The organism is Streptomyces sp. NPDC006294 (assembly GCF_042870895.1).
GTDB lineage: Bacteria > Actinomycetota > Actinomycetes > Streptomycetales > Streptomycetaceae > Streptomyces.
Map to the genome: position 1 here is coordinate 26,991 of NZ_JBIAHV010000008.1, position 24,212 is coordinate 51,202.

Genomic DNA, 24,212 nt, shown 5'->3' on the forward strand with positions numbered 1-24,212 from the left:
CCTCTCGACACGACCAGTCAAACACAGTCCCAGGACTGTTGACAGTCCTGGGACTGTGGGTGCATTGTCTCACTAGTGGTCACGCAGTCCCAGGACTGCGGAGTCACTGCGCTCCGAGGGGCCTTCTTTGGGCTGCTCGGACATTGCTCAACAACTGGACAGCGTGATCCACCGCAGCACCACGGCCGTGAGGACGCCGACCGAGGCGAGTGGAGACCAGCCGACCGAGACCGGGCCCGCGTCACAACCGGGCCCCACACCCCGCGCAGGGGGACACGCCATCGGCTCTAAAGAACCGCGTGGCCGACATTGACGCCGCGACGCGCCCCGGGAGCCAGACCTCTCCGGGGTTAGCGGCACCACGCGAATGGGAGGTCTGAACGACCGCGCAGCACCCGCTGCGGCCGGTTGCCTCCGCTGCTCGTCCCGTACGAGCAGCGCTGAGGGGAGCCGGATCTACCGACTTCAACGGCGTGCGGCCCCGGTGCGGGAACACCGGGGCCGCTGTGTTGAGCCGTTCCTGCCTGAGAGGAACACGACTCATGAAGCACATCGGTGCTGTTCAGGCGGTTGTTACCGCCCCCGAGTTCGACCGCGAGCCGACAGCGGCGGAGCTGGACGCGATCGACCTGGAGATGCCGCTCATCACGGCGGAGCTGGAACTGCTGGACACGCAGATCGTCACCCTGGACCGGGAGCCGTCGCCGCTGGACGTGCGCCGGATCCGGCGGGCCCGCCAGCGGGTGCTGGTCGCCCGCCGTGAGCTGACCAACCGGGGCGTCGCCGGTTCGCCGGAGGTGGCGTGATGGCCGCCGCGTTCACGGCGCAGATGTCGCGCCGCCGGGGCCGGTGGCGCCTGTATGTGGTGCTGCTCAACACCTGTGCGGCGTGGCCGGAGCGGGACCTGGGTGGCGGCACGGTGGTGCCGACTGTTCAGGAGCGTTCACGGGCGCTGAACGCGCTCGGCTACGCGCTCACGGAAGAGGCGCGGTGGGAGTGGACCGAGGACAGCGAAACCCCGGACGACCCGTCGTCAGCGGTGCTGCTGATCGCGTCGGTCACGGTGCGGGAGGCGGCGTGGTGAACAGTGTTCAGATCCGTTCAGCCGAGCGTGCGTTGTCGGTCGGGACGTGGATGATCGTGGCCGGGGCGATGCTCTACTCGATCCTCACCGTCACCCCGCTGGCTGCAGCGCACACCCCCGACGAATGGGACTGGACCGCGCCGATTCTGCCGCTGGTGGTGGACGCCGCGGTCGTCATCGTGGTCCGCCTCGATGCCGCCCTGGCCCGCCTGGGCGGGCACGGCGGCCGGTGGCCGGTCGTGCTGCGCTGGATGACCGGCTGCATGACCCTCGCCCTCAATGTCGCCGATTCCGCACTGCGAAAAGACCTGGTCGGCGTGGCCGTGCACGCGGTCGCGCCATTGCTGCTGATCGTCACCGCGGAGACCGGGCTCGCCTACCGGCGCGCCATCACCGCCGCCCAGGCCGCCCAGGAAGCCCGCCGCAAAGCGGAGCAGGCAGAGCGGGAGCAGGCAGCCGAGGAACGGCGCGCGGCGGCCGAGAAGCGGGCCCGCGAGGAACGCGAGCACGCCGCGACGCTCGCCCGTGAACAGCGTGAACACGAGGCCCGCCTCGCCCGCGAACAGACCGAACGGGAAGAGGCCGCACGCCGTGCGGACCGTGCCGAGCGCGAGGCGCGGGAGCAGGCGGAGCGGGAAGCGCGTGAACGCCGTGAACGCGAGCGTGAACAACAGCAGCGCGAGCGTGAACGCCTTGAACGCGACGCTGAACAGCGCCGCGAGGCGGAGCGTCTGGCACGGGAACAGTCGGCCCGCCGGGAGCAGGCGGAGCGCGAGGCCCGTGAACGCCGCGAACGTGCCGCGCTGCTGTCTGGCGGTCCGGTGAACGAGAAGCTGCCCGAGGACCGCGCCCGCGCCATCGTCCATGCCGCCTTCGGTGAAGGGCTGCCGGTGCGGTCGGCCGCGGACCTGTGCGGCTGGTCGATCGGCTGGGTCTCCACCCGCTACCAGGAACTGCGCGACGCTGCGGCGGACGCGCGTGCTCTGGAAGGAGCCGCCTCGTGAGGCGCCGGCCGCGTGTGCTGGATCTGTTCTGCGGTGCCGGCGGCGCGGGGATGGGCTATTGGCGGGCGGGGTTCGAGGTGGTCGGGGTGGACATCGTGCCCCGGCCCTCGTACCCGTTCCGCTTCATCGAGGGCGACGCGCTCGATGCCATGCGGGAGATGTGCCAGGACTTCCACCTGGTGCATTCCTCGCCGCCGTGCCAGTCGCAGTGCACGCTGACCAAGGGCACGAACAAGGGCCGCCGGTACGTCGACCTGATCCCGCAGATGCGGGAGCTGGGCCAGTGGTACGGGGTGCCCTGGGTCATCGAGAACGTCAACGGCGCTGGCATCCGCAAGGACCTCACCCTGTGTGGCGAGATGTTCGGGCTCGGGGTGATCCGGCACCGGCACTTCGAACTCGGCTGGTTCAACGAGGCCGCCCAGCCCCGGCACCGGCCGCACCGTGGCCCGGTCCGGGGCTGGCGGCACGGCGTGTGGCGGGACGGCCCCTACATCGCCGCCTACGGCAAAGGCGGCGGCAAGGGCAGCGTCACGGAGATGCAGCAGGCCATGGACATCACATGGACCGCTGACCATCACGAACTCACCGAGGCGATCCCGCCCGCCTACACCCGCTACATCGCCCTGCAGTTCATCGGCGGCGACTGGGGCGCCGCCTACGAACCCTCCGCAGCCGCCCGGCTCCGGCAGCTCGCCCGCACCACGCCCCACCCGAACCACTTCGCGGCAGCCGCCTGATGGCCGCCCGCTGCGACCTGTACGACCCCACCGGCCGGCGTCACGGCATCCCCACCTACCCCTGGCGCATGGCGCCGGACGGCTACGCCACCTACCGCCAACTCCGCGCTGCCGGGCTGCGGCCCGGCGGCCAGGACGTCGCCGCGCAGTGCCTACGCCCCCGCCGCCGACGCGGCCCGCTGGTCGCCTACCTGTACCGCATCGACCGCGCCCTGCCGGTCCGCCCGATGACGCCGGGCCGGTGGGCGGCTCTGGTGAAGGCGAACACCGCGCAGCGGATCTGCCCGAACTGCCGTCGCGACGCCGGGTATCGCATCCCGCGCTCGCACGGCATGTGCGGCCTGTGTGTCCACCACGAGGAACAGCGCGCCGCCTGACATCCGCAGGGCCCGGCCCTCTCCACCACAGATCCGGCCGGGCCCCTACTCCCGCGAAGGAGTGCACTCAGCATGACCGACACCACCATCACTCCGGTAGCAGCCCCCGAGGCCCCGCCGGACACCACACCGCCCCCGGCGCCCGCCCAGGCCGCTGCCGAGGTCGACCACACGCCGGGCGGGTGGCCGGTCGTCCCGCTCGCGGTGACCGGCACGAACGCCACCACCTCCCTGATGGCCGCTGCAGCGCTGGTCGGCGGACCGGCCGCGCTCGCCGTCGCCGCCACCGGCGCGGTCGTGCTGGGCACCGCCGCCGCAGCCCGCAACCGCCGTGACCAGAAGGGCAAGGGTGCCGCTCGCGGCACCCGCACGGGCACAGCAGCCGGAGCCGCACCCGCGCGGCGGCCGGGTGCCGGGCGGGTGCCGGGGCAGGCCCGTACCGGGAGCGCCGGCACCGCTAAGGCTGCTGGTCGCGGCCGGGGTAAGTCGCCCCGCGCTGCGACCGGTTCCGCTACCGGTACCAGGGCGGGAGAGCTGAACCTCGGTGGCCGCAAGGCTGCCGCGGGGTCGCCGTCCGCTGCGTCCGGCAGGAGCCGGGGCAAGGTCGGGCAGGTCAAGGCGCTGCGGGAAGCGGCCCGGCAGACGTCGCCGTCGCGGGCCGCTCGCCGGAACGAGACGACGGGCGCGCGGCGTTCGGTCGCTGATACCCGGCGGCAGGCGAAGGCCGACCAGCGGTCCGCCGGCCTGGCCGCTAAGGGTCCGGTGGGCCGGGCCGTGGGCAAGGCCGCCGGACGCGTCGGGAAAGCCCGCGGCGCGGCGATAGAGCGAACCCGTAAGGCGCGCGACCAGCGGGCCGCTGGGCAGGTCGCTGCCGAACGTGATCAGGCGCGCAAGGCACCGGCCCGCCAGAAGGCGCGTAAGGCGCTGCTGCGGTCTGCGGCCCGGTTCCAGCGCCGCCGTCTGCTGGCTGCGCTGCTGTCCGGGGCGCTCGGGTTGGTCGGGTTCATCACGTCGCCGATCGGCCGGAAGCTCGGGCTTCCGTGGCTCATCCACCCCGGCCGCCGCCTGTACGCGCGGATGATGCGCACCGCCGACGAGCAGCGCGAGCAGCGTGACGAGACCACCCTCGCCGCTCTGCAGGAGGACGAGGCCGCCGCCGACGCGGAAGCGACCGACGACAGCGGCCAGATCGGGGACACGGCAGAGCGTCCGATCGGTGTCGTCCCCGCAGCCCCCACCACCACAACCAGTGAGGGAGAGATCGTGTCTGGTTTCCGGTTCGAGGAGTACGCGGCGGAGATGGAAGCCGCCGCCAACAGCTACGACCCCGACAACGCCATGGAGATCCTGGCCATGGTCGAAGGGCTCCCGGCCGCGCTGACGTCCGTAGCGAACGTGATGCGGATCCTCGCGGAGCGGGCCGACTCGGAATTCCCGCTGGAGAAGGAAGTCGCGGACGGCTTCAACGACATCTTCGGCGCGGTCATGTCCGCGGTCGCGGTCGCGGAGGACATGGGCCCGCTGTTCCGCACCGCGCACGAGCAGGACATCGCCCGCCACGAGGACCCGCGTAACGGGCCCGAGGCCGAGAAGGGATGGAACGTCTGACCATGGCAAACAACACCGCCACGAACACGGGGCCGGTGTGGGACTGGGCTGCCGGTCACGGACCCGTGACCGGCGCCCTGTCCGCCACCACCGGATGCCTCGCCGTCGCCACCACCGGCGCCGCCGCCGGCATGCCGCCCGGCTGGGCACTCGCCATCGGCGCGGCCGGAGCGATCGGCCACACCGTCACCAGCCTCCGCGACCGGCTGTCCGCCCGCACGATCGGCATGCGCGCCGCCTCATGGCTGGTCGGCGCAGGCTGGACCACGTGGGCCATGACGACCGGCCCGCTCACCTGGACCGCCCTCGGATCCCTCGCCACCTTCGGCGTCGGCCTGGGCGCCGCCGCCCGCGCCACCCTTCTCCGGGAAGAGGCCCGGGAGCTGGAGGCGATCGCCCAGGCGGAACGACAGGTCGCCCGTGAACTGTCCGCCGAACGCCGGGCGATCGCCGCGGAATGGGTCGACCGCATCCAGCGCGTGTGCGGCATCTCTGTCCGCGTCCTGGCGGTCGAGCAGTGGCCCACGGGTGCCGGGTTCACTATCGACGCCGAACTCCCGCCCGGCGGCACCACCTACGACAAGATCGCGCGGGAGTCCGCGCGGCTGTCCGCCGACGCGCGCCTGCCGCACGGTTGCACCGCATCCGCCTCTCAGGGCGTCGACCAGGGCCGCGTCCTGATCGACGTGACCACGGTCAACGTGCTCGCCGCCGAGGTCACCTACCCCACCGACTACGGGCCGCTATCCCTGCACACCGGGATTCCGTGGGGGCTGCGGACGAACGCGGACGAGATCCGCGCCTACCTGCGCGAGCAGTGCGCGCTGGTCGTCGGGCCGACCGGTTCGGGCAAGACGAACATGGTCCACACGATCCTGGCCGGGTTCGCCCGCGCCACCGACGTCCTCACGTGGGTGATCGACCTGAACGCCGGATCCGCCGGCCTGCCGTGGGTGCGGCCCGCGCTCGACAGCAGCGGGCAGACCACGGACGGCATGCGGCCCGGTATCGACTGGCTCGCCTCCACTCCGGAGGAAGCCGCGGTGATGCTCGATGCTGCGGTCCGGATCGCCAAGCACCGGAAGATGGCCTACCAGGACCTGATGTCCAAGGCGAACACCGATCTCCTCCCGATCAGCGCGCAGATTCCCCAGATCGAGATCGTCATCGATGAGGGCGCGGAAATCCTGGCCGGCAGCGACAAGGAATCCCGCAAGCTCGCCGCCAAGATCCTCGAAGTCATCCGGATCGCCCGCGCCATGGGCATCCGCACCGTCCTGACCGCCCTCGGTGCCACCGGGGCCGTGCTCGGGAACCTGATGATCCGCCGGGAGGCCAAGGTCAGGGTCGCCCTGACCGGTGGCGAGACCGAGGGCATGGACCTGGGCAAGCAGTTCCCCGGATCCCGCGGGCTGCGCGTCGACCAGGCCCCGTACAAGGGTGCCGGGTTCATGGGCACCCCCGAATCCGCGGCGGCCCTGTTCAAGTCGTGGCGGATCCTGCCCAACCAGATCCGCGACATCATCGCCGCCACATCCGACCGGCACCCCACCCTCGACGCCACCTCGAGCAAGGCGGCCGGGCCCGAGTACGCCCGCCGCTGGGACAGCGCCCGCACCGCATGGATGCGCGACGACCAGCCCGCCACCGCCAACGCGCGGGAGACCGGCAACGGGGGCGGGCTGAATCTCTCCGCGCTCCGCGACGAGCAGCAGCCCGCGCGCACGTCCGCCGAGGAGGAACTGGCGCGCCGGTTCCGCGAGCAGATCGACGCCCAGTTCGCCACAGCCCCCGAACCCGGTACTACCGAACCGGGCCCGGCGACGGAGCAGCCGCCCACGGCGGCCGGGCTGAACCTCTCCGCGCTGCGGGGCGAGGACAACGCCGCGAAGGACGCCGCGCTCGCGCTGCTGCTCGCCGCCGGCCCCGAAGGGACCGGGGCGTCCGCGATCGCCCGCGCGCTCGCGGACGAGCACGGCACCACCCGGCAAACGGTCGTCGGATGGCTCAAGACGTGGACCGACGACGGCACCGCCGTCCGTGTCGGCACTGGCACCAAAGCCCGCTACGTCCACCGCCGCCACACTCCATAAAGGCCTTCTGCGTGTGACCAAGTGGCTGATGAATTGCTACCGATTCATGGTCCACTTTGCACCCCGGCGATCCCGCCGAAGGCTGCCGCCTTGTCGCCTGTCGCCCGCACCCGCAGGAAGGGCCCTGGGCGGCTCTGTGAGGGCCTAAAACGGCTTGTGACCTGCAAGGCGACAAGCGACAAGACAAGACAAGCGACAAGCCGCACGACAAGGCAGACGACAAGCGACACGACAAGCAAGGCACCGGGCAGCACCCCACGGCGGGGTGCTGCCCGCCGTCGTTGAAGGGACCCCGTTGTGCCCTCCCAGACCCCGTACGAGATCACCACCATCCCCGCGCAGCCGACCGTCCGGCACAGCGAGCTGCTGCCGCACGAGATCCCGCCCGGCATCCAACTCGTCACCCTGCCGGGCGGTATCCGCACCCTCGCCTACACCCAGCCCCCGGCCGCACCCGCGCCGCAGCCGGTACCGGTCGCGCAGCCGATTCCGACGTGGGCCAAGACCACCGCTCTCCTCACGCCGACGATCGGGGGCGGCGTCGCCGCTGCCGGTATCGGACTCTCCTACGCCGCACCGGGACTGATCGCCATGAGCCAAGCCCTGTGGGCCGCCGTCGCCCTCATCGCCGCCGGAGCCATCGCCCTGCCCCTCCTGCTCGGCACCGCCCGCAGCCGCACCGGCCGGGCCGCCCCAACCCAGATCACACAGAACATCACCGCCACCGGCCTCTTCGGCCGCGCCAGCGGCTCTATCAACCACCGCTGAGGAGAACCACGTATGCCCCGACTGCGCATTCGCCGGATCACCTGGCCCCGGCCCACGCTCATCCTCGCCGATACACCCCGCCCTGGCTGCGCCAACTGCGGTGGGGAGGGCGGCTTCGAGCACGACTACGGCGACTACGAGACCGGCGAATACGCCGGAACCGATTGGGAGCCCTGCCCCTGCTGGAACGAGGACCGCACATGGGTCCTGCTGCCGCTGCCGCGCCTGCCGCGTCGCCATCGCGCGCACCCGGACCCGTGGGGCTCCGGCTACCCCGACGAACCGCCCTTCTGACAAGCCGAGAGCGGCCCCCGTCTCGCCAAAGTCCGGGGCCGCTCTCGTCTGCCAGCAATCACCAAGAGAACTGGAGACATCCAGCATGACCCATGACCGCAAGTCCGCGCTGCTCGCCGCAGCGCTCGACACCGCCGCCCGCGGCTGGCCGGTCCTGCCCCTGCGGCCCGGCGGCAAGCGCCCCGCGTTGCACGGTGAGAACGCGTGCGCCCGCACCGGCCTGTGTGCCGGCGGGCACGTGAAGTGGGAGCAGCGCGCCACCACCGACCCCGCCCGCATCCGCGCCGCTTGGGCAGTCGGGCCGTTCAACGTCGGCATCGCCACCGGCCCCGCCGGCCTGCTCGTCGTCGACCTCGACAAGCCCAAGACCAACAGCAATGCGGACACGCCTTGCGGCGTGACGACCTTCCATGCGCTCTGCGAGCGCACCGGGCAGACCGTCCCCACCACCCGCACGGTGCGGACCGCGAGCGGTGGTCGGCACCTGTACTTCACCGCCCCGGCCGGTGTCCGGCTGGGCAACACGGCGAGCACCCTCGCGCCGCTGGTCGACACCCGCGCGCACGGCGGATACGTCGTCGCCCCCGGCAGCACCACCCCCGGCGGGACATACGAGGTCATCCACGACGGCCCCGTCCTGCCGCTGCCGGGGTGGCTGGTGGACGCGCTCAAGCCCGCGCCGAAGCCGTCCCGGCCAGTGCAGATCGCGCGCCCGGTCATTAGCGGTTCGCGGGTGGCCGACGTGGCGTTCGAGCGGGAGAAGGCCGCGATCCTCGCCTCCCGCGAGCCGCACCGCGAGGACACGCTCTTTCGGGCCGCGCGGTCCATGGGGCGCTTCGTGGCATGGGGCGACATCCCCCGCCACGTGGTCGAGGAGGCTTTTCAGAGCGCGGGGGAGTCGGTGGGACTCAAGCCGTACGAGTGCCGCTCGACTCTGCGCTCCGCCCTGAACTGGTCGATCCGCACCTGCCGGCCCCGGGAGACGGCATGAACAACCCGCCGCCCTGCCCCGCCCTGAAAAGCCTGCCCGCCACCACCGAGCGGGCGTCGGCAGCCGAACAGCCGGTCGTCATCACCGGCATCATGCCCGGCTTGCACATCCGCATGGTCATGAGTCCGCCGGTCGCGGACTGGCTCTGCCGCTGCGGCCACCACGAACGCGCCGTCGGCCGCGCCGCCGTCATCGAGCTGACCACCCGCGTGCGTGTCTGGCACTGCCCGCACGCCGCCGACGGACAGAACGCCCCCGCCACCGAGGGCGCGGAAGTCGTCGCCCGTCAGGGCGTCCTTTCTGCTCTTCGTCCTGACCCGCACCCGACCACCGCCGGACCGGCGGACAGGAGGACCGCCGCATGACCGCCACCAACACGACCGCCCCGGCCATCGACGGGGCCGCGCTGCTCAATGAGGTCGAAGCCTTCCACCGCCGGTTCAACGTCTTCCCCACCCAGGCCGCCTACGTCGCGGTCGCGTTGTGGGACGCGCACGCCCACCTGCTCGACTGCTTCGACTCCACGCCGCGGCTCGCGTTCCTCTCCCCGGAACCGGGGTCGGGCAAGTCCCGCGCGCTGGAGATCGTGGAAACCCTCGTGCCGCAGCCAATGGTGGCGGTCAACGCATCCCCGGCAGCACTCTTCCGGGCTGTGTCCGGCGCCGAGGGGCGGCCGACGATCCTCTTTGACGAGATCGACACCGTGTTCGGCCCAAAGGCCGGAGACAACGAGGAACTGCGCGGCTTCCTGAACGCCGGACACCGGCGCTCAGGAGTCACCTACCGGTGCGTCGGGGACGGCTCGAACCAGAGCGTGCAGCCCTTCCCTTCCTACTGCGCCGTCGCGGTCGCCGGACTCGGCTCGCTGCCGGACACGATCCTGACCCGCTCCGTCATCATCCGCATGCGCCGGCGGGCACCGAACGAGCACGTCCAGCCCTACCGGCAGCGCCGCGACGAGAAGGAGGGGCACGCCCTGCGGGACCGGCTCGCCCGCTGGGCCGACCAGGTGCGCGAGCCCTTGACCGGGGCATGGCCCGAGATGCCCGAGGGCGTCACCGACCGGCCGGCCGACGTGTGGGAGCCGCTGCTCGCCGTCGCCGACGCAGCCGGGGGCGACTGGCCGGCGCGTGCCCGCGCCGCCTGCCTGGAGCTGGTCACCGCCGCCGCGCGGGACGACGAATCCTCGCTCGGTATCCGGCTGCTGACCGACCTGCGTGACACCGTGTTCTGCGGCATCGACCGCATGCCCACCGCCGCGATCATCGAGTGCCTGACCGCGATGGACGACGCCCCGTGGGTCGACATGGGCGGCAAGCCCCTCACGCCACGCGGACTCGGACGGCTGCTCAGCGGCTACATGACCGGCGCCAACCGGCCCGTCAGAGCCCGACCGATCCGCACCCCCGGCGGCACCGTCCCGCGCGGCTACTACGCCGAGGACCTGGCCGACGCCTGGGCCCGCTACTGCCCCCCGGCCCCCGGAAAGTCCGCTACATCCGCTACATCTGCTACAGCCCAGGTCAACGGGGGTGAATCCGTAGCAGAAGAGATCCCCGGCATCTGCTACACGACCCCTCAAACCGCTACGCCCAGCGCGGCCACCGCCGCCCCGTAGCAGCAGCTATCTGCTACATCCCGCGCATCTGCTACACGAAACAGGCCCCTGACCTGCGGTGTAGCAGATGTAGCGGATGTAGCACTTCTGACAAGAGAGGGCCGGGCCCCGCTCCCTTCCCAGAGCAGGAGAAGTCACCGATGGCACGTCCGCAGATGCTCAAACTCCCGGAAGTCCTCAGCGAACTCGGCATGAGTCGCGCCGCCTTCTACCGGATGCGCGCCCGCGGTAAGGGTCCGCGCCTCATCAAGCTGCCGAACGGGCAGATCCGCGTCCGCCGCAACGACCTCGACTCCTGGCTCGCCAGCTACGAGGAAGCCGCCTGACAACCAAGCACCACCACGACTTGAGAGGGCCCGCCATCGGCGGGCCCTCTCGGCATGGGGAGACATGCTCACGTACGACGTAGACATCTGGTCCATCCGGCAACGCAAGGGCCGCCCGAAGCCGTTCGAGCTGCGGTGGCGCGTCGGCGCGCGCCCGCACTCAAGGAGCTTCAAGCTCAAAGCACAGGCAGATGGCCGGCGTTCGGAACTCATGGCGGCGCTCCGCGACCGCCAGCAGTTCGACGAGGACACCGGCCTGCCCGCGAGCGAGCTGGAAGCGCTCAACACGCCTACCTGGTACGAGCACTCCAAGGCGTACGCGGTCATGAAATGGCCCAAGGCCGCTGCCAAACACCGAGCGAGCATCGCGGAAGCGCTCGCCACGGTGACGCCGGCGTTCGTGGCGACGACGCGGGGCGCACCGGAGCCGGAGGTGCTGCGCACCTCCCTGTACTCCTGGGCGTTCCGCGCGGCCCAGGCCGACGACGGCACGTTCGTCTCCCGGGCCGACGCCGAGGAACCGCCGGCGGACGTACAGGCGGCGCTCACCTGGTTGGCCAAGCACTCGCTCAAGGTCACCGACGCGGCCAAGCCGGACCGGATGCGAGCAGCCTTGGATGCTCTCTCCCGGAGGCTCGATGGGAAGCCCGCCGCCGACAACACGGTGAACCGCAAGCGGATGGTCCTCAGCAACGCCATGCGCTACGCGATCGAGAAGGACGTCCTTTCGGTCAACCCGCTCGCCCGCGTCGACTGGGACCCGCCGACCAAAGACGACGAGGTCGATTTCCGGTACGTCCCCAATCCCAAGCAAGCCGCCGCACTCATCGCGGCCGTGCGCGAGCAGGGAACCAGGGGCGCGCACCTGGCCCCGTTCTTCGGCTGTCTCTACTACGCGGCCATGCGGCCCTCCGAGATCGCCGCCCTGACGGCAGCGGACTGCAAGCTGCCCGAGACCGGGTGGGGTGAGCTGATCCTCGCGGGCAGTCGCCCGGAAGTCGGCTCCGGGTGGACGGACGACGGCGCATCGTTCGAGCAGCGCGGGCTGAAGCGCAGGGCGCGAAAGGCGACCAGGCCCGTGCCGATCCCGCCAGTTCTCACGGCGATGCTCCGCGATCACATCGAGGCGTACGGCACTGCCGAGGACGGACGGCTGTTCCGCGCGGCCCGCGGCGGCCGGGTGCGGTCCACCGAGTACTGCGAAGTCTGGGACACGGCGCGCGGCAAGGCGCTGACCAAAGCCGAGGTGGCATCGCCGCTCGCCGATGTCCCGTACTCGCTCAGGCACGCCGGCGTCTCCCTGTGGATCAACTCCGGCGTGGACCCGGTCGAAGTCGCCCGGCGGGCAGGACACAGCCTCACGGTGCTGTTCCGCTTCTACGCGAAGATCCTGCGCGGGCAGCAGACGCTCGCCAACGACCTCATCGACAAGGGTCTGAGCAGCGGCGATTGATTAGAATCCTGGCCCACGCCTGGCCCACACGCCCTGATCAGAGGTGGGATACGGGCGGCGCAGGGTGAGACAAGGTGAACGCCAAGGGCGCGGCTCCGAACCGGAGCCGCGCCCTCTGACCTGCTACTTCTCTTACCTGCAAGCGGTGGGTGTGGGATTTGAACCCACGGTGACTCGCGCCACGACGGTTTTCAAGACCGTTCCCTTAGGCCGCTCGGGCAACCCACCCACGCCCCGCCTCACCTGCTGCGGAGCGGGCTACAGACTACCGGGCCCGCGTCGTGGAGCGCAGCAGCGTTCCAGGAAGGGGTGGGTGGGTCAGCTGTCGCCCTTGCGTTCGCCGAGGACGAGCTCGACCTCGTGGGACTTGCCGTCCCGTTCGTAGGTCAGGGCGACCTCGTCGCCCGGCTTGTGGGTCCAGATCTCGCTGATCAGCGTCGGGCCGCTGTCGATCGGCTTGCCGTTGAACCTGGTGATGACATCGCCCGCCTTGAGCCCCGCCTTCGCGGCCGGGCCGTTCGGGCTCACCGCCGGGCTGCCGCCCGCACCCTCTTCCGTGATGCGCGCGCCCGAGCCCTGCTCCGACATGTCGACCGTCGCGCCGATCACCGGGTAGACCGGCTGGCCCGTCTTGATGAGCTGCTCCGCGACCGTCTTCGCCTGGTTGATCGGGATGGCGAACCCGAGGCCGATGGAGCCTGCCTGGGTCTGGCCGAAGCCGCCGTTGCCCGCCGACTGGATGGCCGAGTTGATGCCGATGACCGCACCCCGCGAGTCCAGCAGCGGGCCGCCGGAGTTGCCCGGGTTGATGGACGCGTCGGTCTGCAGCGCGCTCATGTACGAGTTCTTGCCGCTGGAACCGTCGCCGGAGGCGACCGGGCGGTTCTTGGCGCTGATGATGCCGGTGGTGACGGTGTTGGACAGCCCGAAGGGCGCGCCGATCGCGATGGTCGAGTCGCCGACCGCGACCTTCTCCGAGTTGCCCAGCGGCAGCGGGTCGACGCCGGAGGGGGCGTTCTTGAGCTTCAGGACGGCCACGTCGTAGCCCTGGGCCCGGCCGACCACGTCGGCGTCGTACTTCTTGCCGTCGGAGAAGATCACCGACAGGTTGCCGCCCTCTGCCGCGGAGGCCACCACGTGGTTGTTGGTCAGGATGTGGCCTTCCTTGTCGTAGACGAAGCCGGTGCCGGTGCCGCCCTCGCCCTCCGAGCCCTCGATGCCCGCGCCGCCCGACTTGGCCTCGATCGTGACCACGCTGGGCAGTGCGTTCGACGCGACCGCGGCGACGGTGCCCGGTTCGCGCTTCAGGTCCTGCGGGCTGGCCGCGGAGACCGTGGTGGAGCCCGAGCCGTCGTCGTTCCGCTCGGCCGCCCAGTAGCCGACGCCGCCACCGACACCGCCGGCGACGAGTGCCGCGGCGAGGACGGTGGCCGCCAGCCCGCCGGCGCGCTTGCGCCGGGGCTGCTGGGCCGGGGGCGGCGCTCCCCAGGCGGGACCGCCGCTGCCGCCGCCGTACGAGGGGAGCGGGGGCGGCGGCGGGGGCCAGCCGCCGCCCGCGTGGTGCGCGGTCGGGGGAGCGCCGGCCGGGGCCGGTGCGGGCGGCGGGGTCTCCCCACCGTGGACGGGGATCGGCGCCGTGGCGGGCTCCGGCCCGGACCCGGGGGAGTGCGTGGGCTGCGCCGGCGAGGCCGCCGGCCGCTGCCCGCCCTGTGACGCGTCGTGTCCTTCGTGTCCTTCGTGTCCTTCGTGTCCTTCGTGTCCCGCGTCGTGCGACCCGGTTCCCGGCGCCGGGGACGTCGATCCCTCGGGAGCGGCGCCCGGCACGGGAGGTGCGGACGGGGCGGCCGGGACCGCGTTGCCCTCGTTCTCGGTGCTCACAGCTCTCTTCTCCTCAGGTTCCACGTCGGTCGCCTGCCGGCGGCCATCCGCACCGGCCGGTACCGGGTCACGTCATGACATCCGCTTCGCACGTGTCGACGGTCAGCTTTTCCCACAGCACGTCAGGCCACTGTAAGCAGGACCTGTGCGTATCCCGGCAATCCTTTACTTCCGGCAAAAGGGGCGCACCTCCACGGCACCCATCGGGTCACCCGCCGACCACGCCCCGTGCCCGGCTCGGGCATCGGCCCCAGTCCGCCCCGGCCGCTCCCGGGGGCCCCGCACACGCCTACCCCGTGGCGGTGACACCATGACGCGGTGACCCAAGCACGGCAGCAGAGCATTCAGGTCGTCGCCCACCGCGGCGCATCGGAAGACGCCCCCGAGCACACCCTGGCCGCCTATCGCAAGGCGATCGAGGACGGCGCGGACGCCCTCGAGTGCGATGTGCGGCTCACCGCCGACGGTCATCTGGTCTGTGTCCACGACCGCCGGGTGAACCGCACCTCCAACGGGCGGGGCGCGGTCTCCGCCCTCGAGCTCGCGGATCTCGCCGCCCTCGACTTCGGCTCCTGGAAGGACGCGGTGGAGAGCCCCGACTGGCGTGACCCGTCGCTCACCTCCGTCCTCACCCTGGAGCGCCTGCTGGAGCTGGTGGCCGATTCCGGCCGTCGTGTCGAGCTGGCCATCGAGACCAAGCACCCCACCCGCTGGGCCGGGCAGGTCGAGGAGCGGCTGCTGCACCTGCTGGGGCGCTTCGGGCTGGCCGCACCGGCGTCCCCCGACGACTCCGCGATACGCGTCATGAGCTTCTCCGCCCGTTCCCTGCACCGGATCGCGGCGGCCGCGCCGCGCATCCCCACCGTGTATCTGATGCAGTTCATGACCCCGCGGCTGCGGGACGGGCGGCTGCCGGGCGGCGCGCGGATCGCCGGCCCCGGCATCCGGCTCGTGCGCAACCACCCCGGCTACGTGGAGCGGCTCCACCGTGCCGGCCATCGCGTCCATGTGTGGACCGTCGACGAGCCCGAGGACGTCGAGCTCTGCGCCCGGCTTGGCGTGGAGGCGATCATCACCAACCGCCCCCGGCAGGTGCTGTCGCAGCTGGGACGGCACTGATCCGGCCACCGGCTCCTCCGACCGGTCCGGCCGCCCCGCGGGAGTGCACCGGCGCGTTCGGCGCCTGCTCGATCGTGTCGAGTGCGTCACTGGTGACCCCTTGGCCGGTTTCCGGTGCAGTCCAGTGGGGCATTCACACCGTGGCGTGGGGCAAAGGAGGTCTCGGGGGTGGCGTTTGTGGTGGCACAGGAGGTGCCCACGTCGTCGAGCATGGCCGTACCCCATGGCCCTGCGGGCGTGGGCAGGGCGCGACGCAGGATGCGCGAGCAGCTGTTCCGCGGCGGGGTGCCGGACTCGGTGGTCGACGACGCGGTGCTGATCCTTTCCGAGCTGCTCAGCAATGCGTGCCGGCACGGCAGACCGCTGGGACACGGGGACGCGGGCGACGGTGACGTACGGGCCGCGTGGCGGGTGGACGAGGCCGGGCGGCTCACCGTCGAGGTGACGGACGGAGGCGGTCCGACCCGCCCTGTTCCGGCCACGCCCTCGGTCACCGCACGGGGTGGGCGCGGGCTCAACATCATCAGCGCGCTGGCACAGGAGTGGGGCGTACGCGACAGCGCCACCGGTGAGGTCACGGTGTGGGTGATCGTCACGGAAGGGCACCGGCGGGAGGACTTCGCCGCGCGTGTCGCCGGACCGTCGTTCGACTTCGCGGACGCTTTCGACGACCTCGACTGACGCGGAGAGAACGGAGCGACGCGGGCGGACCGGGTGGTGTTGCGGCCGGACCGCACGCCCAAGGAGGCGCCCGCGTCGGGAGGCAAAGGCTCCCTGAGCGCCGACTTGGGCGGCGCCCTGGGCCGCTGCTCCCCCGCGACGGCGGCGTACGGCTAGGCTCGCGCCCGACACAGCACCGCCGCAATCGGGAGAAAGCCACACCATGGCCAAGAAGCGCCCCCAGACGAAGGCGACGAAGCCCCAGCCCAGGAACGGGGCCCGCGCCGCAGGCGTCAATGAGCCGGTTCCGGTCGTGGGAGCCCGCGAGCCCTGCCCCTGCGGCTCCGGCCGCCGCTACAAGGCCTGCCACGGCAGGGCCGCCTCGCACGCCGTGACCGAGTTGGTCCAGCGCCCCTTCGAGGGACTGCCGGGCGAGTGCGACTGGGTGGCCATGCGCGAGCTGGTACCCGCCGCGACCGTTGAACTCGCCCTGAAGGGCGGGCTTCCCGAGGGCGTGCCCTCCGTGACGCTGGCGACGGTCCTGCCCATGGCCTGGCCCGCGCTGCGCCGCGACGACGGTTCGGTCCTGCTCGGGCTGCAGAACGACACCCCCTCCGGGGACCTCAGCCGCGACCTCGCCGGCACCCTGCAGCGGGCGCTCACGACCGAGCCGGGCTCCCCGGTCACCGCCGGGACCGCCGCGGCCGACGGCGTACGGCTGCAGGACCTGCTCGATCCGGACGCGGCTTTCGAGCCGACCGTCCACTCCGGCTTCGAGTTCTGGGTGCCGGGGTCGGCCGAGGAGGCCTCCCCCGAGGTGGCCGCCTCTCTCGAACGTGCCAACGCGGCGGCCATCCCGACGATGAAACTGTCGGGCGTCGACGCGTCCTACTGGTGCGAGACCCCGGAGAAGAACCACCTCCGGTGGGTCATGCCGCACCCGGAGGAGCGGCTGCTCGACGCCCTGGCCAGACTGCATGCCGCGGGCGCCTCGTCGCTCGGCGAGGGGACCAGGCTGGTCGGCTCTTTCCGTGCGCACGGCCTGATGGTTCCGGTCTGGGACCTGCCGACCACGATGAACGCCGAGGACTGCGAGAAGCCCGCCGCGGAGTTCGCCGAACGGCTGGCCGCCGCGCTGGAGACCGAGACTCCGCTGACCGCGGAGGAGCGCCGTGCGCGCGGTGGACTCACCAACCGCCAGGTGACGCTCAGCTGAGAGTGACGATTACCGCCGGGCGTCGGGTGACACCAGTCACAACTCGCGCAATGGGGAGGTAAATCCCTGTCCGAATACGAGAGATCGAATTTGCGAACCACAGATCTCTTGTTACGGTTCTGGAAGCCCGGTCGCTGGTGCATCCCCCGTCGCCAGCGATCGGGCGCTTTCATTTCTCCGGCGCCTCTGCCGCCTCAACGGCCCCTGGCCTCCTGCGAGTTGCTCCCGGAGCGCAGCAGTAGTGGCCCGTCTCCTGTTCCGTCATGAGCAGCGAACTCGGCCACTGCGGAGTAGGCGGAAGCGGCACCACGCGAAGGCTCGCGGGGAGTTTCGCAAGTACGTGGCTCGTCGCCCGCAGCCACAACGCAGTTGGTCTGCACAGTACGTCCACCCGGTGCCATCAGAGTGAGTACGGACGTCAATTTCTCACCCGTCGCATTGCGGTAATAAGTGCGGGCCCAGGTCGAACCACTACGCGTCAGCACACAGGTCTGCGCCTCGACGCCGCCGGGAGAGGCGAGTTCCGGCCCACATCGGGAGTTAGTGCGTACGGCGGAATCACCGTAGGCTTCGCCCTCGCCTCGCGCGCCGACGCCCAACGCCCCGTCCTCGGCGGCCTGCTCGTCGGCGGCGCCGAGTCCCGGCAGCAGGTGGGCACCGGCGTCGCCGACCCCGCCCCTGGCGTGGCCGGCGGGACTCTTCTCCGGCGAGGCACCGGAGTTCGGCGCTCCCGCCGGACCCGCCGAGGCGACGAGCGGCACCAGCGTGGCGGTGACCACGGCGGCAGCGAGCCCGATCACGCGGAGATTCATCGGGCACCTGCCGGCTGCGGAGAATTCGTCACGACGGGCTGAAGATATCCGGCGAGTACGGGCGCACGGCCGACCGCGCGCCCGATTCCGGGACAACTCGGCCCGACTGCTACCCGTACGAGTGACGGTGCCGCGCCGATACGACCGGCCGGGGCCGCGCCGGTCACCGGACCGGCTCCGCCAAAGACCGGGGCGAGGCCGGGCAAGACCGAGGCCCGGGCCGTCAGTACGTGAGCCGGCTGGTGCCGTCTCCCGCCTCCGGCGGGTGGAGCCCGCCGGGTGCGCCGCTCGCGCTCGCCTCGACGAGGGCGTCGACGACCGCTTCCACGTCCGGCAGCCACGGCGCGGCTGAACCGGGCAGCGGCGCCCGCTCCCACCGCACCTGCCCCTTGCCGGTCTCCGACGGCGGCAGCACCAGGTACCCGCCGCTGCCGTGGAAGCGCAGCGAGCTGGGCACGCAGTCCTTGACGAAAAGCAGTTCGCCGAGCTGTTCCAGGGTGTAGGGCGCCACCAGGATCGACCACCGGGTGGGCGTGGCGACGACCGGGCCGAGCCGCATGTCCATCCGGTCGAGCTCCGACAGCGCACGGGCGGCGGCGCCCGCGGGCAGGCTCACGGCGCACGGCGCACGGTCGTCACCGGAGCCGGCCGCCCGGGTGGGGCCGCCGGTGGCCAGCACGATGGGCGCGGTGGGGCGGTTGGTCCACCACCAGCGGATCATCCGCTCGTCGGTGGTCGCCGCGAGGACGCCCGGGTCGAAGGGGTGTGCGCCGGGCACGACGCATTCGGGGTCGGGGCAGGCGCACCCGCGCTCGCGGTCCGCGCGGTCCCTGCCGCCGTCCGCCGGCCGGTCACCGCCTGCCGCTTTCAGTCCCACACCGGGAAGTACGGGCCATTTCCACTCGACGGCGCAGGTCAGCGCCGCTTCGAGTTGAACAGGCCCCTTCTTGCGCCGGTACCGGAGCCTGCGTCGCCTTCCGAGGATCTCGCGCATGAGCGCTCGTTCCTTTCCGTTGAACGCCGGGGTCCACATCACATAGGTGTGCAGCTGTTCACTGTGCGTACAAGTGCGCGTACTGATCGGCGTTTCATCGCCCTTGCCGGAGGCATGGGCACTCCCTGTTGCATCAGCGACAGGATCGTCGCCCGGGGGCCGAACGTGGGCTGTGGTCCATTGAACGCGTGGCGAGGTGTGGCGCGCGCCTGGCGCTCGCCGTCCCGCTGTAGTTCTTCCCCGCCACTTGGGGATGAGGCGTGGCCTGCGGCTCTTAGGACGCCGGGGCCCACCGCCAGGTTCCGGGGCGCTTTCAACTGCCCCTGGACATCACCGTTCAGGTACCCAGCACGCTTGCGATGACGCTCCTCCCGAGGGCCTTCGCCCTGGGAGTCCCCCTGCCGAACGCCTTCAGTCGACACCGATCGACCGCCATCCCATGCATTTTTCAGCCAAGTTAGCAGGTGCCCGCGCCCCTCGCGGACACCATCAATACCACTGGAACAGTGCTGGACATCACCTTACGTGTGCGTGTAGATGTGGATGCATTGATAGCGGCGCAGAATGACATGGGGGTTTGCGATGCTATTGAGCGAAACGCGACTTCCGGAAAGCCGGCTGCCATGAGCGCCCCTCACCTGCCGAAAGTGGCCGGAATCGACTCCACGGTTCCTGCTCCCGCGCACAATCCCGCACCCATGTCCGCTGCCCCCGCCCCGCTCCCCGCGGCCGGAGCCGTGCTCCAGGACCGACTGGCGGGCTGGGTCTCCGACCTCACCACGCTCCACGAACTCACTGAACGGCTGATCAGGACCGGCACGCTCGACGACGCTCTCGACGAACTGCTCGGCGCGGGCGCCGCGCTCGTCGGCGCCCGCCGCGGTCTCGTGATGCTCGAACCGGCGCGGGCCGTCGCACGCGACAGCCCTCTCGACGACGACCCCGGTCCCGGCCTCGCCAAAGGTCTGGGCCTGAGCCGCTCCGACCTCGGCCACATCGAGACGGTGCCACGCAGAGCGACGGCGTACGGCCGCATCATGGACGGCGGGCACCGCGGCCGGTCAGGCGTCCCCGCCCCCGTCGCCCACCCCGATCTGTTCGCCGACGACTCGCTCGACCCCCTCCACCGCGAGGTCGCCACCCGTCTCGGCTACGCGGCCAGTTACACGGTCCCGCTGGCGACCGAGGAGTCCGGCGCGCTCGGCGCGGCCGTGTGGCTCTACGACGAGCCGGCCACGCCCGTCGAGCGGCAGTGCCATCTGGTCGGCCTCTACATGCGCTACGCCACCGAGCACCTGGCCCGCCTGCGCGAGCTCGAGGAGGCCCGGTCCACCGTCGCGACCGTCGCCGAGGAACTGCTGCCCAGCCGGCTGCCGCGGGTGCCCGGCGTCCAGCTCGCCGCACGGCACCACACGGGGCCGCACGGCGGCGGCGACTGGTACGACGCGCTCCCGCTGCCCGAGGGCGCACTGGGCCTCGCGGCCGGGTCGGTCAGCGGCGGCGGGCCCAGCGCGCTCGCCGCGATGGGCAGACTGCGGGCGTCCCTGCGGGCGTACGCGGTGATGGAGGGCGAGGATCCGGTCGCCGTCCTGTCCGACCTCGAACTGCTGCTGCGCCTCACCGAGCCGGCGCGCACGGCGACCGCCCTCTTCGCGTACGTCGAACCGGCCGACCGGAAGATCGTGCTCGCGGGCGCGGGCCACGCGCCCCCGCTGGTGACCGGCGAACGGCGCACCGAGTTCGTCGAGACGTCCCTGTCTGCACCGCTCGGGATGCTCGCCTGCTGGGAGGCCCCGAGCGTGGAGCTGTCCCTCCAGCCGGGAGAAACGGTGCTGCTGTACAACGACGGGCTGCTGCGCCGCACCGGCGAACCCATGGACCGCGCCTTCGCGAGACTCCACTCCGCGGCGGCGAGCGTCCCGCGGGCGCTGCGCGGCGACCCCGCCGCGCTCGCCGACCAGGTGCTGCGCACACTGCTTCCCGAGGATCCGGACGCCGCCGACGGCGAGGACATTGTCCTGCTTGCCGCCCGTTTCGACTGATTCCCCACACTCCTTCGGGTCGTCTTCCGGTCACACATACGATGGAGAGGTCCCCCGTGCCGACCCGGCAGAGGGGCCAGAGTCGTAAAGGTCAAGGCCGACAAGCCCAGGAGGCACACGTGGCTGAGGAGCTCACCCCGGCGGAATCCGAACTGGCTGCCGACGCAGCGGGCGAGGAGGGCGAGGAGCAGCCGATCAAGCAGCGCAAGAACGGCCTGTACCCGGGCGTGTCCGACGAGCTGGCCGAGAACATGAGCACCGGATGGGCCGACACCGAACTGCACGGTCTGGAGCCCATCCCGCAGGCCGAGCAGACCGCTGCCCGGCGTGCCGCGCTCTCGGCGCGCTTCCCCGGCGAGCGCCTGGTGATCCCCGCGGGCAACCTGAAGACCCGCTCGAACGACACCGAGTACAGCTTCCGCGCCTCCACCGAGTACGCGTACCTGACCGGCGACCAGACAGAGGACGGCGTCCTGGTGCTGGAGCCCCGGGGCGACGGCCACACCGCCACCATCCACCTGCTGCCGCGCTCCAACCGTGAGAACGGCGAGTTCTGGCTGTCGGGCCAGGGCGAGCTGTGGGTGGGCCGCCGCCACTCCCTCGCGGAGGCCGAGCAGCTACTGGGCATCCCCGCAGAGGACGTGCGCGAGCTGACCGGCAAGCTCGGCGAGGCCACCGGACCGGTACGGGTCGTCCGCGGCCACGACGCCGCGATCGAGGCCGCGCTGACCGACAAGATCACCGCGGAGCGCGACGAGGAGCTGCGCGTCTACCTCTCCGAGGCGCGGGCCGTGAAGGACGACTTCGAGATCGGCGAGCTGCAGAAGGCGTGCGACTCCACCGCCCGCGGCTTCGAGGACGTCGTCAAGGTCCTGGACAAGGCGGAGGCCACCAGCGAGCGCTACATCGAGGGCACGTTCTTCCTGCGCGCCCGCGTCGAGGGCAACGACATCGGCTACGGCTCCATCTGCGCCGCCGGCCCGCACGCCACCACCCTCCACTGGGTGCGCAACGACGGTCCGGTCCGCTCCGGGGACCTGCTGCTGCTGGACGCCGGCGTGGAGACCCACACCCTCTACACCGCGGACATCACCCGCACCCTGCCCATCAGCGGCCGCTACACCGAGCTCCAGCGCAAGATCTACGACGCGGTCTACGAGGCCCAGGAGGCCGGCATCGCGGCCGTCAAGCCGGGCGCCAAGTACCGCGACTTCCACGACGCCGCGCAGCGGGTGCTCGCCACGAAGCTCGTCGAATGGGGTCTGGTCGAGGGCCCCGTGGAGCGGGTGCTCGAGCTGGGCCTGCAGCGCCGCTGGACCCTGCACGGCACGGGCCACATGCTCGGCATGGACGTCCACGACTGCGCCGCCGCGCGCACCGAGGCGTACGTCGACGGCACTCTGGAGCCGGGCATGTGCCTCACCGTCGAGCCCGGTCTGTACTTCCAGGCCGACGACCTGACGGTGCCCGAGGAGTACCGCGGCATCGGCGTCCGCATCGAGGACGACATCCTCGTCACGGAGGACGGCAACCGGAACCTCTCGGCTGCGCTGCCGCGCCGGGCCGACGAGGTCGAGGCGTGGATGGCCTCGCTGAAGCAGAGCCGCTGATCAGGCCGGTCAGCACGGAGCCCCGGAAGGGTGCGCCGCTCACGACACGTCGAGCAGCGCGCCCTCCCGCCATTTGAGGACCTTGTCGAAGCTCACCACGGCGCCGCGGCCCGGCCTGTTGCGGACGTGGACGTGGTCGGCGAGCTGCTCGATCAGACACAGCCCCCGGCCGCTCTCCGCGGTGGCCGGGGACACGGCGGCGGTGCGCCCGCACAGGGCGCCGCGGCTCGCGGGAAAGCCCGGACCCGAATCGGCCACCTCGATACGGCACTTCTCGCCGTCCAGGTAGGCGGTCACGCGATACGCCCTGGACGCCTCGTCGGTGTCACGGTCGCCGCCGTGCTCCACGGCGTTCGCACACGCCTCGGTCAGCGCGACCGACAGGTCGTAGGAGATGTCCGGATCGACACCCGCGGTCTCCATGGCGCCGAGCAGCAGCCGCCGGGCGAGCGGCACGCTCGCAGCCTCGCGCCGCAGATGGAGGGACCACCAGATGCTCATGCTCCAGCCTCCTGGCCACGGCTCGACATACCGATACGTATTGCCCTCCGGCACGCTCGGTAAGCGCATCGTCGCGGTGACGGCCCTCGTTCGGCGGATGCGCGTTTCCCGCCCGCCGGTGTATGTCGGCAAAGGGGATCTTCCGGACCTGCCGTACGGGCGCCGGCACCGCAGTGCGATGATGGCCCGGCCATGTCGTCCCCACGCCACGCACGCGCCGGAACCGGTCTGCGGCTGCTGAGGGCCGCGGTGTTCACCGCGGTCTGCGTCGCGCTGTCCGGGACGGGACATGTGCTGGCCGCCTGCCGGGCCGTCCCGCTGTGGACCCTGGTCCTGGGCTTTGCCGGGGTCTTCGCCCTGGTCACGCCCCTCGCGGGCAGGCAGCGTTCGCTGCCCGCCATCGCCGGGGTGCTCACCGCCGGACAGCTGGGTCTGCACACTCTCTTCGCCGCCGGCCAGACTCCGCTGCGGGTCGCGCCGACGGCCGACGAAACCCTGGTGCGGATGGCCGCGAAGCTGGTGTGCGGAGCGGGCGCCTCCGCCATGAGCGCCGCCGACGCCCGCCGCATCGTCACCCTGGCGGGCATCGCCCCGGACGGGCACACGGGGCACCCGCACACCGCGGGAGCCCTGTCCGCTCCGGAACTGCTGCCGACCCTGCCCATGGTGCTCGGGCACCTGCTGGCCGCGATCGCGACCGGCCTGGTGCTGCGCCGCGGCGACGCCGCGCTGCTGCGGCTGATCCGGCTGTCGGCCGAATCGGCCCACGAGGGCGTCCAGTCGGTGTGGCTGCGCCCGCTGCGCGCGGCCCTCGCCCTCGTACGCGCGCTGCGCAGCGGGCTCCGGGCGGCGCCCGGAACCGGGCCGTGCCCCGCACCGGCCGCGGACGGGCCCGTCCCGCTCCGTGCGGGCCGGGAACTTCAGCACACGGTGATCAGGCGCGGGCCGCCGCCCGTATTCGTCCTCAGCGCCTGACGCGGCCCGCTCGGAGGGAGTGGCGCCGCCGTGCCCGCGCACCCTGTGC

The 24,212-nt window shown here is 71.8% G+C and carries 23 protein-coding genes and 1 tRNA gene; 20 read left to right on the plus strand and 4 right to left on the minus strand.

Annotated features, from left to right (window positions below):
- Positions 1 to 542: 542 nt before the first annotated feature.
- The 14 genes from ACFYOP_RS15520 to ACFYOP_RS15585 all read left to right on the plus strand — a co-directional run bounded on the left by ACFYOP_RS15520 (position 543) and on the right by ACFYOP_RS15585 (position 12,356).
- Complete coding sequence (locus ACFYOP_RS15520) at positions 543 to 806, plus strand: DUF6284 family protein (protein ID WP_356893801.1); 264 nt, start codon at positions 543 to 545, stop codon at positions 804 to 806.
- Positions 806 to 1,084: a DUF6303 family protein gene (locus tag ACFYOP_RS15525; protein WP_356893803.1), complete on the plus strand. Its 279-nt coding sequence runs from the start codon at positions 806 to 808 to the stop codon at positions 1,082 to 1,084. Before ACFYOP_RS15520 ends, ACFYOP_RS15525 begins: the two co-directional genes overlap by 1 nt.
- Positions 1,081 to 2,088, plus strand: coding sequence for a DUF2637 domain-containing protein (locus ACFYOP_RS15530; RefSeq protein ID WP_356893805.1), 1,008 nt, complete (start codon positions 1,081 to 1,083; stop codon positions 2,086 to 2,088). The genes ACFYOP_RS15525 and ACFYOP_RS15530 overlap by 4 nt, the downstream gene beginning before the upstream one ends.
- Before the next feature lie 50 nt (positions 2,089 to 2,138).
- Positions 2,139 to 2,828: a DNA methylase gene (locus ACFYOP_RS15535; RefSeq protein WP_356894076.1), complete on the plus strand. Its 690-nt coding sequence runs from the start codon at positions 2,139 to 2,141 to the stop codon at positions 2,826 to 2,828.
- Complete coding sequence (locus tag ACFYOP_RS15540; protein WP_356893807.1) at positions 2,828 to 3,205, plus strand: RRQRL motif-containing zinc-binding protein; 378 nt, start codon at positions 2,828 to 2,830, stop codon at positions 3,203 to 3,205. Before ACFYOP_RS15535 ends, ACFYOP_RS15540 begins: the two co-directional genes overlap by 1 nt.
- A gap of 72 nt (positions 3,206 to 3,277) precedes the next feature.
- Entirely contained in the window at positions 3,278 to 4,813 is a 1,536-nt protein-coding gene (locus tag ACFYOP_RS15545) for a hypothetical protein (protein ID WP_356893809.1), read from the plus strand.
- A 2-nt stretch (positions 4,814 to 4,815) separates the two neighbouring features.
- Positions 4,816 to 6,906, plus strand: coding sequence for a hypothetical protein (locus ACFYOP_RS15550; protein ID WP_356893811.1), 2,091 nt, complete (start codon positions 4,816 to 4,818; stop codon positions 6,904 to 6,906).
- A 297-nt stretch (positions 6,907 to 7,203) separates the two neighbouring features.
- On the plus strand, positions 7,204 to 7,674 hold the full coding sequence (locus ACFYOP_RS15555; protein WP_356893813.1) for a hypothetical protein: 471 nt from the start codon (positions 7,204 to 7,206) through the stop codon (positions 7,672 to 7,674).
- Positions 7,675 to 7,686: 12 nt separating this feature from the next.
- A complete protein-coding gene (locus tag ACFYOP_RS15560; RefSeq protein ID WP_356893814.1) occupies positions 7,687 to 7,968 on the plus strand; it encodes a hypothetical protein in 282 nt (93 codons plus the stop codon).
- A gap of 85 nt (positions 7,969 to 8,053) precedes the next feature.
- Positions 8,054 to 8,959, plus strand: a complete 906-nt coding sequence (locus ACFYOP_RS15565) for a bifunctional DNA primase/polymerase (RefSeq protein WP_356893816.1) — start codon at positions 8,054 to 8,056, stop codon at positions 8,957 to 8,959.
- A complete protein-coding gene (locus ACFYOP_RS15570) occupies positions 8,956 to 9,324 on the plus strand; it encodes a hypothetical protein (RefSeq protein ID WP_356893818.1) in 369 nt (122 codons plus the stop codon). The genes ACFYOP_RS15565 and ACFYOP_RS15570 overlap by 4 nt, the downstream gene beginning before the upstream one ends.
- A complete protein-coding gene (locus tag ACFYOP_RS15575; protein ID WP_356893820.1) occupies positions 9,321 to 10,577 on the plus strand; it encodes a DUF3631 domain-containing protein in 1,257 nt (418 codons plus the stop codon). The genes ACFYOP_RS15570 and ACFYOP_RS15575 overlap by 4 nt, the downstream gene beginning before the upstream one ends.
- A gap of 140 nt (positions 10,578 to 10,717) precedes the next feature.
- Positions 10,718 to 10,903, plus strand: coding sequence for a helix-turn-helix domain-containing protein (locus ACFYOP_RS15580; protein ID WP_356893822.1), 186 nt, complete (start codon positions 10,718 to 10,720; stop codon positions 10,901 to 10,903).
- A 64-nt stretch (positions 10,904 to 10,967) separates the two neighbouring features.
- A complete protein-coding gene (locus ACFYOP_RS15585; RefSeq protein ID WP_356893824.1) occupies positions 10,968 to 12,356 on the plus strand; it encodes a site-specific integrase in 1,389 nt (462 codons plus the stop codon).
- A 143-nt stretch (positions 12,357 to 12,499) separates the two neighbouring features.
- Here the strand turns inward: ACFYOP_RS15585 and ACFYOP_RS15590 are convergent.
- A tRNA-Ser gene (locus ACFYOP_RS15590) sits at positions 12,500 to 12,584 on the minus strand.
- Positions 12,585 to 12,674: 90 nt separating this feature from the next.
- Entirely contained in the window at positions 12,675 to 14,234 is a 1,560-nt protein-coding gene (locus ACFYOP_RS15595) for a trypsin-like peptidase domain-containing protein (protein WP_356893826.1), read from the minus strand.
- A gap of 318 nt (positions 14,235 to 14,552) precedes the next feature.
- On the opposite strand from ACFYOP_RS15595, the gene ACFYOP_RS15600 reads away from it, so the two are divergent.
- The 3 genes from ACFYOP_RS15600 to ACFYOP_RS15610 all read left to right on the plus strand — a co-directional run bounded on the left by ACFYOP_RS15600 (position 14,553) and on the right by ACFYOP_RS15610 (position 17,229).
- Positions 14,553 to 15,353: a glycerophosphodiester phosphodiesterase gene (locus tag ACFYOP_RS15600; RefSeq protein ID WP_356893828.1), complete on the plus strand. Its 801-nt coding sequence runs from the start codon at positions 14,553 to 14,555 to the stop codon at positions 15,351 to 15,353.
- A gap of 168 nt (positions 15,354 to 15,521) precedes the next feature.
- A complete protein-coding gene (locus ACFYOP_RS15605; protein WP_388451666.1) occupies positions 15,522 to 16,034 on the plus strand; it encodes an ATP-binding protein in 513 nt (170 codons plus the stop codon).
- Between the two features lie 202 nt (positions 16,035 to 16,236).
- Positions 16,237 to 17,229: a DUF5926 family protein gene (locus ACFYOP_RS15610; protein ID WP_356893832.1), complete on the plus strand. Its 993-nt coding sequence runs from the start codon at positions 16,237 to 16,239 to the stop codon at positions 17,227 to 17,229.
- Between the two features lie 1,035 nt (positions 17,230 to 18,264).
- On the opposite strand, the gene ACFYOP_RS15615 is transcribed toward ACFYOP_RS15610, so the two are convergent.
- The gene (locus ACFYOP_RS15615) at positions 18,265 to 19,035 is read right to left on the minus strand and encodes a bifunctional DNA primase/polymerase (RefSeq protein ID WP_356893833.1); all 771 of its coding nucleotides are present in this window, start codon (positions 19,033 to 19,035) and stop codon (positions 18,265 to 18,267) included.
- 506 nt (positions 19,036 to 19,541) lie between these two features.
- Between ACFYOP_RS15615 and ACFYOP_RS15620 the strand changes: the two genes are divergently transcribed.
- Positions 19,542 to 21,077, plus strand: coding sequence for a PP2C family protein-serine/threonine phosphatase (locus tag ACFYOP_RS15620; RefSeq protein ID WP_356893835.1), 1,536 nt, complete (start codon positions 19,542 to 19,544; stop codon positions 21,075 to 21,077).
- 119 nt (positions 21,078 to 21,196) lie between these two features.
- Positions 21,197 to 22,687, plus strand: coding sequence for an aminopeptidase P family protein (locus ACFYOP_RS15625; RefSeq protein WP_388451671.1), 1,491 nt, complete (start codon positions 21,197 to 21,199; stop codon positions 22,685 to 22,687).
- Positions 22,688 to 22,726: 39 nt separating this feature from the next.
- Here the strand turns inward: ACFYOP_RS15625 and ACFYOP_RS15630 are convergent, their stop codons facing one another.
- On the minus strand, positions 22,727 to 23,188 hold the full coding sequence (locus ACFYOP_RS15630) for an ATP-binding protein (protein WP_356893837.1): 462 nt from the start codon (positions 23,186 to 23,188) through the stop codon (positions 22,727 to 22,729).
- A gap of 192 nt (positions 23,189 to 23,380) precedes the next feature.
- On the opposite strand from ACFYOP_RS15630, the gene ACFYOP_RS15635 reads away from it, so the two are divergent.
- Positions 23,381 to 24,163, plus strand: coding sequence for a hypothetical protein (locus tag ACFYOP_RS15635; RefSeq protein ID WP_356893839.1), 783 nt, complete (start codon positions 23,381 to 23,383; stop codon positions 24,161 to 24,163).
- Positions 24,164 to 24,212: the final 49 nt, after the last annotated feature.

Coding starts and splice junctions, on each gene's coding strand:
- ACFYOP_RS15520 (WP_356893801.1), top strand. CDS start 543: ATGAAGCACATCGGTGCTGTTCAGGCGGTTGTTACCGCCCCCGAGTTC.
- ACFYOP_RS15525 (WP_356893803.1), top strand. CDS start 806: ATGGCCGCCGCGTTCACGGCGCAGATGTCGCGCCGCCGGGGCCGGTGG.
- ACFYOP_RS15535 (WP_356894076.1), top strand. CDS start 2,139: ATGGGCTATTGGCGGGCGGGGTTCGAGGTGGTCGGGGTGGACATCGTG.
- ACFYOP_RS15540 (WP_356893807.1), top strand. CDS start 2,828: ATGGCCGCCCGCTGCGACCTGTACGACCCCACCGGCCGGCGTCACGGC.
- ACFYOP_RS15545 (WP_356893809.1), top strand. CDS start 3,278: ATGACCGACACCACCATCACTCCGGTAGCAGCCCCCGAGGCCCCGCCG.
- ACFYOP_RS15550 (WP_356893811.1), top strand. CDS start 4,816: ATGGCAAACAACACCGCCACGAACACGGGGCCGGTGTGGGACTGGGCT.
- ACFYOP_RS15560 (WP_356893814.1), top strand. CDS start 7,687: ATGCCCCGACTGCGCATTCGCCGGATCACCTGGCCCCGGCCCACGCTC.
- ACFYOP_RS15565 (WP_356893816.1), top strand. CDS start 8,054: ATGACCCATGACCGCAAGTCCGCGCTGCTCGCCGCAGCGCTCGACACC.
- ACFYOP_RS15570 (WP_356893818.1), top strand. CDS start 8,956: ATGAACAACCCGCCGCCCTGCCCCGCCCTGAAAAGCCTGCCCGCCACC.
- ACFYOP_RS15575 (WP_356893820.1), top strand. CDS start 9,321: ATGACCGCCACCAACACGACCGCCCCGGCCATCGACGGGGCCGCGCTG.
- ACFYOP_RS15580 (WP_356893822.1), top strand. CDS start 10,718: ATGGCACGTCCGCAGATGCTCAAACTCCCGGAAGTCCTCAGCGAACTC.
- ACFYOP_RS15585 (WP_356893824.1), top strand. CDS start 10,968: ATGCTCACGTACGACGTAGACATCTGGTCCATCCGGCAACGCAAGGGC.
- ACFYOP_RS15610 (WP_356893832.1), top strand. CDS start 16,237: ATGGCCAAGAAGCGCCCCCAGACGAAGGCGACGAAGCCCCAGCCCAGG.
- ACFYOP_RS15615 (WP_356893833.1), bottom strand. CDS start 19,035: ATGCGCGAGATCCTCGGAAGGCGACGCAGGCTCCGGTACCGGCGCAAG.
- ACFYOP_RS15630 (WP_356893837.1), bottom strand. CDS start 23,188: ATGAGCATCTGGTGGTCCCTCCATCTGCGGCGCGAGGCTGCGAGCGTG.
- ACFYOP_RS15635 (WP_356893839.1), top strand. CDS start 23,381: ATGTCGTCCCCACGCCACGCACGCGCCGGAACCGGTCTGCGGCTGCTG.